General features: G+C 42.9%; 10 protein-coding genes. 7 read left to right on the top strand and 3 right to left on the bottom strand.

Features of this window, described 5'->3' with window-relative positions; translation table 11 throughout:
• Nucleotides 1-130 precede the first annotated feature (130 nt).
• Together A7456_RS05765 and A7456_RS05760 are read left to right on the top strand one after the other, a co-directional pair.
• A complete protein-coding gene (locus tag A7456_RS05765; protein WP_067008484.1) occupies nucleotides 131-796 on the top strand; it encodes a FixH family protein in 666 nt (221 codons plus the stop codon).
• 51 nt (nucleotides 797-847) lie between these two features.
• Complete coding sequence (locus tag A7456_RS05760) at nucleotides 848-1,621, top strand: TraX family protein (protein ID WP_067008481.1); 774 nt, start codon at nucleotides 848-850, stop codon at nucleotides 1,619-1,621.
• 41 nt (nucleotides 1,622-1,662) lie between these two features.
• On the opposite strand, the gene A7456_RS05755 is transcribed toward A7456_RS05760, so the two are convergent.
• Nucleotides 1,663-2,865: a CNNM domain-containing protein gene (locus tag A7456_RS05755; RefSeq protein WP_082995463.1), complete on the bottom strand. Its 1,203-nt coding sequence runs from the start codon at nucleotides 2,863-2,865 to the stop codon at nucleotides 1,663-1,665.
• A gap of 234 nt (nucleotides 2,866-3,099) precedes the next feature.
• Here A7456_RS05755 and yajC point away from each other — a divergent pair, with 234 nt between their 5' ends.
• From yajC to secF, 3 genes are all read left to right on the top strand, one after another.
• Complete coding sequence (yajC, locus tag A7456_RS05750; RefSeq protein WP_067008478.1) at nucleotides 3,100-3,423, top strand: preprotein translocase subunit YajC; 324 nt, start codon at nucleotides 3,100-3,102, stop codon at nucleotides 3,421-3,423.
• 241 nt (nucleotides 3,424-3,664) lie between these two features.
• On the top strand, nucleotides 3,665-5,539 hold the full coding sequence (gene secD / locus A7456_RS05745) for a protein translocase subunit SecD (protein ID WP_067008475.1): 1,875 nt from the start codon (nucleotides 3,665-3,667) through the stop codon (nucleotides 5,537-5,539).
• Nucleotides 5,540-5,548: 9 nt separating this feature from the next.
• Nucleotides 5,549-6,676 (top strand): protein translocase subunit SecF, encoded by a 1,128-nt coding sequence (secF, locus tag A7456_RS05740; protein ID WP_066893394.1) that lies wholly within the window; start codon nucleotides 5,549-5,551, stop codon nucleotides 6,674-6,676.
• Between the two features lie 111 nt (nucleotides 6,677-6,787).
• On the opposite strand, the gene brnQ is transcribed toward secF, so the two are convergent.
• The gene (gene brnQ, locus A7456_RS05735) at nucleotides 6,788-8,077 is read right to left on the bottom strand and encodes a branched-chain amino acid transport system II carrier protein (RefSeq protein WP_067008473.1); all 1,290 of its coding nucleotides are present in this window, start codon (nucleotides 8,075-8,077) and stop codon (nucleotides 6,788-6,790) included.
• A 193-nt stretch (nucleotides 8,078-8,270) separates the two neighbouring features.
• Between brnQ and A7456_RS05730 the strand changes: the two genes are divergently transcribed.
• Nucleotides 8,271-8,975, top strand: a complete 705-nt coding sequence (locus tag A7456_RS05730; RefSeq protein ID WP_067008470.1) for a hypothetical protein — start codon at nucleotides 8,271-8,273, stop codon at nucleotides 8,973-8,975.
• A 48-nt stretch (nucleotides 8,976-9,023) separates the two neighbouring features.
• Here the strand turns inward: A7456_RS05730 and A7456_RS05725 are convergent, their stop codons facing one another.
• Nucleotides 9,024-10,682 carry a mechanosensitive ion channel family protein gene (locus A7456_RS05725; RefSeq protein WP_067008467.1) on the bottom strand — a complete coding sequence of 553 codons (1,659 nt, stop codon included), beginning with the start codon at nucleotides 10,680-10,682 and terminating at the stop codon, nucleotides 9,024-9,026.
• A gap of 504 nt (nucleotides 10,683-11,186) precedes the next feature.
• Here A7456_RS05725 and ahcY point away from each other — a divergent pair.
• The gene (gene ahcY, locus A7456_RS05715; RefSeq protein WP_067008464.1) at nucleotides 11,187-12,560 is read left to right on the top strand and encodes an adenosylhomocysteinase; all 1,374 of its coding nucleotides are present in this window, start codon (nucleotides 11,187-11,189) and stop codon (nucleotides 12,558-12,560) included.
• The last annotated feature ends 77 nt before the right edge of the window (nucleotides 12,561-12,637 follow it).

Genomic DNA, 12,637 nt, shown 5'->3' with positions numbered 1-12,637 from the left:
GCACACCTTAAAGTTTGGTTTTGTTTTTATTGTCATATTCTTTGTCTTTGATGAGATGTTTTGTCTTTGATGTTTTGTCTTTTTGGGTAAAAAATGCTAAAATTAAGACAAATTTTATCATTGTGCCATCATGTCTGCCACCCCACATACCAACACCAAAAAAGCCAATGCCAATGTTTGGTACAAAAACTACATGGTCATCGTGTTCGTCATCGGACTGCCACTCATTGTGGTTATTGGCTGTATTTTCTTTATCATTCACGCTTTTAATATCAAAGATTCGCCTGTGCGTGATGATTGGTACATGGACGGCAAAAGTCTTTATCAAGATGCCTCCAAAGACAAACTTGCTCATGATTTGGGTCTGTCAGGCATCATGCGACTAGATGGCACACCTGATGATTATGCGGTACGTTTTGAGTTAAAATCCGCTCAAAATATGAACTACCCTACCACGCTTCATGTCAAAGTCTCGCACGCCACCGATAAAGACAAAGACCGTGATTTTGTACTAACTCATGAAAGCAATAACATTTATACAGGCAAATTCACACTTGACCCCTTGCCTGCCAAATACTATCTTAATATCACCAATGACAACAGCACCACCAAAACAGCGACTGACAAAACAAAGACTGACTTATGGCGACTGACCCACAGCCAAAAACTGCCCGCCCAAAACGTAGCATTTCTTCCCTTAGTCGCCTTTGATGATGAGCGTTTTGCCCTACCCGACCAACGAGACAAACGCCATCAGCGGTATGCTCCTGATACCATACCACCATTGGCACAATAATCCGACACAATAATCAATAATCCATTGGCACAACCAAATCATAAAACTCAAATGATAAGCACCAGAGGTTACCCCCATCGGTCATTGTCCGCTTTTTATTTAAAGTGGCTTGCCATGTTATTTATGAGTGTTGATCATGTGGCATGGCGATTTTGGGATTATAATACCCATTTGTCCGAGATGGCACATTTTTTGGGGCGGTCAGTTGCTCCGCTTATGTGTTATCTGCTTGTGGTGGGGTTTTATCATACTCGTGATGTCAAAGGTTATGCCAAACGCTTGGGGCTGTTCGCTCTTATCGCTCAAATTCCCTTTTGGCTGTTTGATATTGGCATCAAAAATGTCGTGCTGTTGTATCAATGGCACCAATGGGGACAAGCTGACTGGACTGTGATGGCAAATCTCATGCGTGGCAATGTGCTGTTTTCGCTTTTGCTATCGCTCATCGCTTTGATGATTTGGCATCATAAGAACATTAATCGCTTGACAAAAATCATCCTAATTGCCCTACTTTATCCCATCATTAGCCTATCTGATTATGGTTTTGCCATGATTTACATGACTTTATTGTTTGATTATTTTTATGAAGATAAAGCCAAATGCCTTAGAGCTTATCTTTTATCCTTGCCTGTGATTTATGTACTCATTTATGGTTTTAATCGTACTGTTGGGCTCGGCTACATGCACTTTGGCATGATACTCACCGCCCTACTCATCCATGGTTTTAATGGCAAAAAAGGGTCTGATTTTGGTGGTCGCTATTTGTTTTATTGGTTCTATCCTGTGCATTTATTGACCATTGCCATCATAGAGTATTTGATTTAGATGTCTTATATTTGTTATTTGCGTTTTAGTTATTTGCGTTTTTATGTCCCATTTGGCATATTGCCAACATTACCTACATTCTCATCATCGGCAACGGTTGTACCCAGTCTGCTCATGCGTCTGTCCATAAGCTGTCTGGCAAGGGCTTGCATGTCATCAACACGGTCAATCTCATCAACAATTTCAAGACCAAGCAAAGTTTCAAGAACATCTTCTAAACTAACAATCCCCTTAACTTCACCAAATTCACCCACCACAAGGGCGATATGCAGTCGCTCTTTTAACATCAAATCAAGCACATCAAACAGTCTCATCTTGGCAAAAACAAAGGTAATCTCTCGCTTAAAGGCTTTGATGGGCGTATGAATCTCTTGGTTGGCTTTGGCGATAAGTAGGTCGCTTTTTAGCACAAAACCTGTGGCATTATCCAAATCTTCATCAAAAATGGGGAAGCGAGAAAATGGCAGTTTGGGGTGTGTGGCAAACACATCGCCAACCGTCATATTCTCATCAAAGGCAATCATCACAGAGCGTGGCGTAACGATGCTCTCCACATGAATCATGCTTAGTGCCAATGAATTTTTGATGATGCGTGTCTCAAGCTCACTCATCTGCCCTGAGATTTCGCCTTGATTGGCAAGGGCAATGAACTCATGGCGATTAAAACCGTTCTCGTTATTGCCCTGCGTGAGTAAACGAGAGACTTTCTCAGCAACCCAAACGATGGGGAACAGCAAAACACTAATGCCCTTAACATAATACGCCACAGGCACAGCAAATCGTCGCCAGTAGGTTGCCCCAAGCGTCTTAGGAATGATTTCACTGCCCATAAGTACCGCCAATGTCATCACACCGCTAAACACCCCAAACCACGCACTGCCAAAGACGATGGTCGCCTGTGAACCTGCCCCAAGCGAGCCTAAGGTATTGGCGATGGTATTTAGGGTGAGAATTGATGAGATGGATTTTTCAATGTTCGCCACTTTAACTTCATTCAGTAAGTCGGCGGTTTTGGGGCTGTCTTCGTTTAGAGTATCAATATAGCTTGGGGTCATCGTCAATAAGGTTGCCTCTGAGATGGAGCAAATAAAGGAAACCACAAGCGACAGCACCACATAAAAAATCAGCAAAATGACATTGGTGCTATTTGCCTGTCCCACGCTCTGACCCATTGTGGCAAAGGCGATGCTAGGTGTGATGGCAAATAGATAAAAAGCAATAAGAAAAAATCTCGGTCGGGGCATACAAAGAATGAATGGCTTAAATTAACCGCTAATATTAAGCCAAAATGATGACAACTGCAAGCATTTTAGGATAAAATGGGCGATTTTGCGATGATGATGGCATGGCTTAGATTAAACATAAAATGATGATTTTGGGAAAATTTATACAATATTTCAAAGGCTTATGTAAAATTTGCTAAATTGCATTTGTTTTATGGTATGATATGCGTTATTTTTCGTTTTAAAAATTTAGGAATGCTCATGTTATCTTCTGTTTTGGCAACCGCTGCACCTGCTCAGCCCAATTCTTTTTTGTCAGTATTGCCAATGATTGCCATTTTTGCCATTTTTTATTTTCTCATCATTCGCCCACAGTCCAAACGAGCCAAAGAGCATCGTACCATGGTCAATGCTTTGACGGTTGATAATGAGGTGGTTTTCGCTGGTGGTTTGGTCGGTCGTATTAAAAAGATTGATGGCGACTATGCACTCATCGCCCTAAATAACAACACGGACATTAAAATCCAACGTGCCTCTGTGATGAGCGTATTGCCCAAAGGCACCATTGATAACATCTAGGCGTGTCTAACATTGATAACATTGGATAAATTAGATTGGACAATTGGACAAAAGGATAAGGGATAAGCCCAATTCATCCTTTAAGTCATCTAAACCATCCTTTAAAACATTAGCAATACCAAATGATGACTTAACAAAAATCATTGTCATTATAAAGATTAAAGGTTTTGGCTGATAAACTCAGATTCATTGATTTTAAATCATCCAAATCCACACCATCAACCTTTGTAAAGAAGTCCTTATGCATTACCCTGCTTGGAAATACATACTCATCGCTGTGGTGCTGGCCATTGCTGGCTTGTACGCTCTGCCCAACCTCTATCCTGACGAACCTGCGGTACAAATCACAGGTGCCAGTGCTGGCACAGAACTGACCTCTGATGTACTGGTACAATCACAGGCATTGCTTGATAAAGCTGGTTTGGCATATCATGATGGCAGCTTTGCCAATAACAGTGCCTTGATTCGCCTAAATACTGCCGAAGACCAACTCAAAGCCCAAGAGACCCTACGCCAAAACTTAGGTGAAAACTACGTTGTGGCACTAAATCTGGCTCAAACCACACCCCAATGGCTCAAAAGTATCGGAGCAAAACCGATGAAACTGGGACTGGACTTGCGTGGGGGCGTGCGATTTGTCCTAGAAGTTGATATGGATAAAGCATTAGAGCAACGTCTGACAGTCGCCACCCAAGAGGTGCGTCGTAACCTGCGTACCGCCAAAATCGCCATCAAAAGCCTAAGAACCAACCAAAACGGCATGGTATTGACTTTCAATAGCAATGATGAACGCAATCTGGCTCAAAATGCCCTACAAGGGAGCATGATGGATTTTGTGCTAAAACCCCTTGCCAGTAATGATGGAGCGGTATTGGAGCTTAGCTATACCGAACAAGCCCTAAACCAAATCAATGAATACGCCGTCGGTCAGAACCTAACAACACTGCGTAACCGCATCAATGAACTTGGCGTGGCAGAAGCACTGGTACAGTCACAAGGCACTAACCGCATCGTCGTTGAATTGCCTGGTGTTCAAGACACCGCCGAGGCAAAACGTGTATTGGGTCGTACGGCAAATTTAGAGTTTCGTATGGTCAGCGAAGACACTCACCACTTTACAGGAGGTATTGCTCCTGCTGGCAGCGAAGCCTTTGCTTTTGGCACATTAGAGGGCCCTCCCATACTGCTAGACCGTCAAGCCATCGTTACCGGTGATAAAGTCCAAAATGCCCAATCTGGTGTTGATGAAAATGGTCGTCCACAGGTATCCATTACCCTAGACACAGCAGGTGGTCGCCTTATGCAAAACGCCACTCGCACCAGTGTGGGCAAGCAGATGGCAGTACTGTTTATTGAAAATAAACAACGTGTTGGCTATGAGATTGACTCTGCCACAGGCGAGACCAAAGAAGTACGCCAACCTTATAGTGAGGCTCGTGTCATCAACCGTGCTACCATCCAAGCGGTGTTAGGTTCATCCTTTGTCATCACAGGACTAGACAGCCCTGCTGAGGCATCTGAGCTTGCTCTATTACTTCGCTCCGGAGCGTTGGCTGCACCCATGTACTTTGTTGAAGAGCGTACCATTGGTCCATCACTGGGTCAAGACAACATTGATAAAGGGCTTAATGCTTCTAAAATTGGCTATCTGCTTGTATTTTTGTGGATGATTGTATTTTATCGTGCTTGCGGTGTGATTGCTAACATTGCCCTTGCCTTTAATATCATCGCACTGGCGGCGGTCATGTCCATCATTGGTTCATCATTGACCTTACCTGGTATCGCTGGGATTGTACTGACCATGGGCATGGCGGTTGATGCCAACGTGCTGATTTTTGAGCGAATCCGTGAAGAGCTTGCCGGTGGTGCCAAACCAAAATCTGCCATCGTTACAGGCTTTGACCGTGCATTTAGCTCCATCTTTGATGGTAATTTAACCACATTGCTCGTTGCCTTTATCTTATTTGCCATCGGTACAGGACCCATTAAGGGCTTTGCCATCACGCTTGCTGTCGGTATCATCACTTCCTTGTTTACCGCCATCATCGTAACTCGTGCCTTGATGCAAATTTGGTACGGTAATCGCAAAAATCTCACCAAAATCAGTATCGGTTAGGAGCAGAAGATGACAGATAATAACGACAATCTCAATAGCACTGACAAGACCCGCCGTCGTCGTACTCCACGCCGTGATGGTAAAGGCAGTAATGCCGCCGCCAATGCCAGTCTTGACAATCAAGCCGTCATCGCTCAGACCGATGAATTTGCTGAAAAAGAAGGCGGTGTTAAACTGCTTGGTAACAGACGCATCATCGGGTTTATGAAAATAGAGATTCCCATGATGGTTATCTCTGCCATCTTGGTGATTGCCAGTCTCATCGCCATCACCACTAAGGGTTTAAATCTTGGATTAGACTTTACAGGTGGTATCTCTGCTGATGTGGCGTATAGCCAACCTGTGGAACAAGCACAGGTTGCCTCTGCCCTATCTGACAAAGGTTTTAATGATGCAATCGTACAGTATCTTGGCACACGTCAAGAGCTGTTAATTCGTCTGCCACCTCAGGAAAATAAAGACCCAGAGGGTCTAAGTACTGCCCTAAGCGTGGCTTTAAACTTGCCCAACAATCCTGCCAAAGTGGACAACGTCAATATCATTGGCAGTCAGGTAGGCAAAGAGGTCTACACACAATCACTCATGGCATTAGGGTTGGCACTCATCTTAATGATGGTATATATCTCCATCCGCTTTCAGTTTAAGCTGGCGGTAGGAGCAACACTTGCTTTATTCCATGATGTGATTGTGGTGTGTGGACTGTTTGCCATGTTTGGTTGGCCATTTGATTTGACGGTACTGGCCTCTGTGTTGGCCTTAATCGGTTATTCGGTGAATGACACCATCGTGGTTTATGACCGCATCCGTGAGAATTTTCGCCGTGTGCGTGGACTGTTGCCTCGTCAGATTATTGACCTGTCCTTGACCGAAACCCTACGCCGTACTTGTATGACCTCTGGCACGGTCTTTGTGGTTGTACTTGCTCTGCTATTTTTGGGGGGAGATGGGTTATTTTGGTTTGCCTTGGCTCAATTTATCGGTACCATTGCAGGGACATATTCATCCATCTATGTTGCCAGTTCTGTGCCTTTGCGCATGGGATTGTCTCGTGAAGATTTTGTGGTGCGTATCAAGCCTGAATTTGAAGAAGAGGTTGTGGTCTTTGCTGACCCCAAACTTCAAAACACCCATGATTGATTTGAACCGATGCAATTAACCGTTCAATGATTTGGACGGTTTTTTTGCTTTAAGGAAGATACTGTTGATGTGACAAGCATTTAAGATTTTGATGTCTGCTTGGGTTTTAATTTACCTTTTTAAATTATCAATAATCAACCCAACAATCAACCCAGCAGCAGCAAAAGGCAACCATTGCATAGAATACTCATTCAAAGGAACACTCACGCCCACAACAGACAGCACCGATACCATCGTTACCAAAGCAAGGCTTACTTGTTTGGCGATGGCAGGCAGGGGCTTGATGAGATGCAATCCCAACAAAATCATCGCTGTCATGGTAATTGGATACAATACCAACAGCACAGGAATGGATTTGTCAATTACCGCACTTAGTCCCTGATTTGCCAAAATAAAACCGATGAGTGTAAAGGTGATGGCATAGGATTTGTAAGATAATTTCACCGCACCGATTTTGGGAAAAATTTTGTGAAAATACTCCGATGCTGATACAGTCAGACCCACGGTTGTGGTCAGACACGCCAAAGAAGCAATCAATCCTAACACCACCCCACCTGATGAGCCAAAACCCAGCACCGCCGATTTATTCAAAATAAACGTGCCGATGTTTTGCCCTTTGTCCGCCACCTGTGTCATCTCATCTGATGATATGGGCAGATGATTGCCAATCCAGCCAAGGGACAGATAAATCAGTGCCAATGCAGAGATGGCAATCAGCCCTGATTTTGTGGTTTCAACAAACAAATCAGCACGCTTACCGAGTTTTTGGCTAATGGCATTCATGACCAGCACTGAAAACGCCACAGATGCAATCATATCCATGGTGTTATATCCTTCTAAAAAACCAATAAAAAACGCCTTACCATCATAATTTGGCAGGGCAATACTGGCAGGATTAGCACCCAACTTAATAAATGCGATGATAATAAGTGCCAATACTGTAACAAATAAGATGGGCGTTAAAATCGCTCCAATACGGTCAACCAATTTGCTCGGATTGATAGACAGCCACAGTGAGATGGCATAATAAATCACGGTAAAGATGAACAGGCTTGTCCAGTTTGTTGCCTGCAAAAATGGCAACACCGCCATCTCATACGCCACCGCTCCTGTACGTGGAATGACAAAAAACGGAGCGATGGTCAGATAAATCGCTGACAATAATGCCACCGAAAACCAAGGATGAATCTTAGCAAGAGCATGCTGATAGCCACCGTCATACTTTGAACCAATCATCAAAACCGCCAAAGGCAGACCTACACCTGTCAAGATAAAACCCAACATATCAGGGATAAAAAATTGCCCACTTTCAAAGCCCAATTTGGGTGGAAAAATCAAATTGCCCGAACCAAAGAAAAAGGCAAATAGCATAAAGCCAATGATAAGCGTGTTTTTGTTCATGATTGTTTTGCTGCCATATTTTTATAAAGATGGGCATTGTAACAATATTTTTACAAAACAAAGCTTTTTTGGGTCATTGATAATAAATTTTCATGGATTAGTAAGAAATCATCACTCATAAATAATTTTTCTTTTTATTTTATAGTAATATTGTGGTATGATATGGTTATATTTTGAAATATTAGGATAATACATGATAAACCTTTATCAAGTCTTAGGATTGTCGGCACACGCCACAGATGTGCAAATCCGCCAAGCTCTAAATACCCATGCCCAGACCTTGGACCCCAAAGTCATCAAAGCAGTCAATGAATGGCTACTAAACCCCGCCGTCCGTCCAAACTACGATGCCAAACTACACACCCAAGAACCTCACTTTTTTACCTCGCCACAGCCCATTCATCACAACCAACCATCACCCGAGCCAAGCTTCAACCCCTATCAAAGCCCAAGCTATGATTCTAGTGCAGATGAATATTACACGCCCTATCTATGGAACCCCAATAAAGCCACCTTTATTGGCCTAATTTTTGTACCTATTGCCATTTATATGCACGCTCTAAACTGGCAGGAATTGGGCGAAGATGAATTAGCACAGCAAAGCAAAACTTTGGCATTTATTGTACTTGCCATCATGTTTGGCTTGGCTATTTTTGAAATGACAACAGGTATTAGCCTACCTAATGCCACAGGGCTTATCATTCTATTTGCTTGGTATTTTGGTCTTGGCAAAAAGCAGGTTGCCTATGTCAAAGATGAGATAGGTGATGAGTATGAGCGAAAAACATGGCTAAAACCCATCTTAATTAGCATTGGTGCTTTGATTGGCTTTGTCGTAACGTCGATGGTGCTAGGGTATATATTTGGCTTGTTGGGGTTTTTACACCCTGATTTTTAGTATTATGGACCTCCAAATCAAAAAAAGAGAGGCTATACCCCTCTTTTTTTATGTTACCAATTCATCAAACTCATCATCCTTTTTAATCTTAATCTCTTGACTGGGCAAGGCATGTTCTACGTCATATTTTGCCACTTCATTTAACACATCAATGAGCAGTTCACTTTGTTTTTTCCAAAACACCGTAACATCGGACGCATTGAGATAGCACCGCATTTCAATGACAAACGCATCTTGGCGTAACTCACTCAATCTTACCAACGTCCATTCATCATTCACATAGACATGATTTTCCAAAAATAGCTGTAAATCTTTGATAAGCCTACCAATTTCATCAGGATTTGCTGTGCGTTTTAGGTATAAAAAATGATAAAAATAAAACATGTCCCGAGCATCATAGTTTTCAATCTGCATGGCACTAAACTCGCCATTTGGCACAGTTACAATCGTCCGAGACAGCGTACGAATGCGACTTGAACGAATGCCAATATCCACCACTGTCCCCTCCATGTTACCAAATCGGCAATAATCGCCAATGCGTATGGGTCTGTCTGCCACAACCATCACCGAGCCGATGAGATTTTCAATGGTTTTTTGTGCACCAAACGCAAGAGCAAGTCCCCCCACTCCCAAAGCGGCAATCCCCGTGGTCAAATCAAAACCCAAATTACCAAAAATAATGATGCCCGCCAAAATGAGCATAAAGGCTTTGGCAACTTTGCGAAACAGATTTAAAATGGATACCTGCTCTAAACGCCTGTGCTTTCGGCTGTTGTTCTCGGCACGCATAAACACCACATCAATCACCCTAAGCACAAGCCAAGCAGTAGCTAGCCACGCCACCACTTCAATGCCCCGAGTTACCGCTGAACGTAGCGTAACAGGCACCGCCATTTGCACCATCATCTCAGGGAGCATGGATGCCAAAATCACCACCGCCAAAGGCAGCAAGGCTTTGGAGGGTATGCCAAAGGGTTTGCCACGCACTTTGGGATATAAAAAGGCAAACACCCCCCACACCATCCAAAGCCCACCCCAAAGCAGTGACAAGCCAATGACCGTCAAAATAATAAACGACACAATGTCTGATATTTTATGCCCCAAAAGCTGTCTATCGCCAACAAAATCAAACCCAAAGGCATCGGCAAGCGTGGTACGATTTTCGGTCAGATTTTTGGGCAATTTGGTAAGCGTGTCTTTATAAATTTGCCAATAAACCACATTATCCTTGTCGGTTTTTCTGATAAGTAGCAAGTCTATTTTGTCATCACCAACATGAATGGTACCAACTTTTTCTAGATTGCTTGGCAATCTGTCTGCCAAATCGCCCTCACTTTTATCGCTGATTGCCAAATCAGGATGCAAACGTCCACCTTTGTCAAGGGCGATTTTTAGGTCATGAATGATGGCATCAGAGGTTTTTTGTTTTTTTAAAAAGTCAGAGTCCAAATACTTTGCGCTCAAATCCACATCCTTATCTGACAAGGCCTTGACAAAGTTTTGTATGGTGCTTCTTGGTGTATCACGCCCAAAACTGTCTTGTGGTGCAAATGCCTCACCTTTGGAGATGTTGTCAGCTAAGACAACATTGGCAAAACCTGCCACAGGCAAGGCAAGAGACAACACGGTTAGGGTCATCACAAGATAGGATTTGATAGATAACATCACAACAGATGGATAAGATGAAGATTTTGACACAGTAGACATGGTAAGAGCGGTTTTATTGATGATGGTCTTAAAAATTTATATTTTATCTATTTTATCATGCCATTATTATGACATATCATCTGCTTGGTCTAAAATTTGTTATTTTGAAATTTATTCTTATTTTGGTATAATGAACACACCAAGAGATGTTGCAACTTTTTTAAGTCAGGCTTGGTTTAATGATTTGATATTATTGGCTAAATAGAACGTGTCCGCCTTTTGTCTTGTACGTCCAATTTTTAATGTATTTTTAGCCGTATTTTAACCATTATAAAACAACGACATCTGCGTTTTTTAGGGCGTGTTAAATCTTTGGCATTTGCAATGAAAATCACGAAAAATCGCACGTTTTTCAAGGAAAAAGTGAAGTTTGATGGTCATTTTATCAAACAAGATTTTTTTCATGCAAAAACATTATGTTATTTTTAAAATATTTGTAAATATTAAATTGTGTTATAAAAGTCAACACGCCCTGTTTATCAATTCATTTTTAAGGAAAACTGTATGAACGCAGTGTCAAACCCCACCGACTACAAAGTCGCCGATATTAGCCTTGCCAGCTTTGGTCGTAAAGAGATTAAACTTGCTGAAACTGAAATGCCTGCACTCATGGGCATTCGTAAACGTTACGCAAGTCTGCAACCACTGGCAGGGGCAAAAATCGTGGGCTGTATCCACATGACCATCCAAACAGCGGTACTCATTGAAACATTGGTTGCACTGGGGGCAGAGGTTCGTTGGACGTCATGCAACATTTTTAGCACCCAAGACCATGCCGCCGCTGCCATGGCAGATGCTGGCATTGCTGTCTTTGCATGGAAAGGCGAAACCGAAGAAGAATATGAATGGTGTTTAGAGCAACAAATTCACAAAGATGGCAAATTGTGGGATGCCAACCTTATCTTAGATGATGGGGGCGACTTGACTGCACTCATTCATAATAAATACCCACAAATGTTAGATAATATTCATGGCATCTCAGAAGAAACCACAACAGGTGTGCACCGCTTGATTGAAATGCTTCACAAAGGAGAACTCAAAGTCCCCGCCATCAATGTCAATGACGCTGTTACCAAATCCAAAAATGACAACAAATACGGCTGCCGTCATTCTTTAAATGATGCCATCAAACGTGGTACGGACATGCTTTTATCTGGTCGGCGTGCACTTGTCATCGGCTATGGTGATGTGGGCAAGGGCTCAGCTCAAAGCCTACGTCAAGAGGGCATGATTGTGCGTGTGAGCGAGATTGACCCCATTTGTGCCATGCAAGCATGTATGGATGGCTATGAGCTGGTATCGCCATTTATAGATGGTGAACAAAGTCAAGGAGTAAACACCACACTGATGGCAGATACTGACCTTGTTGTTACCACCACAGGCAACTATCACGTGTGCAACAGCGAGATGTTAAAGGCTCTAAAATCCACCGCCGTGGTGTGTAATATCGGGCATTTTGATACCGAGATTGACACTGATTTTATGCGTAAACATTGGAAATGGGTAGAGGTCAAACCACAGGTTCATCAAGTCTATCGCTCCGATGATGAGATGGATTATCTGATTGTTTTATCCGAAGGTCGTCTTGTCAACTTAGGCAACGCCACAGGACACCCCTCTCGCATCATGGATGGTTCATTTGCCAATCAAGTACTTGCCCAGATTCATCTGTATCAAGAAGCCTTTGCCAAACTGCCAGCTAATAAAAAACAAGACAGTGTCTATGTCAAAGTCCTACCCAAAAAGCTAGATGAGGAGGTGGCTGCTGCCATGGTTGCAGGTTTTAATGGTGTGATGACCAAACTCACCCAAGAACAAGCGGACTATCTGGGGGTAGATGTGAACGGTCCTTTTAAGGCAAGTGAGTATAAATACTAAACGTAACATAGGTACGGTGTCGCACGTGCATCATTGATAAAAACAGCTGGCGACACCATTTAGATAATAGGTTACAA

The sequence above is a fragment of the Moraxella nonliquefaciens genome (assembly GCF_001679005.1).
GTDB lineage: Bacteria > Pseudomonadota > Gammaproteobacteria > Pseudomonadales > Moraxellaceae > Moraxella > Moraxella nonliquefaciens.
This window is presented reverse-complemented; position numbering and strand designations above follow the sequence as displayed.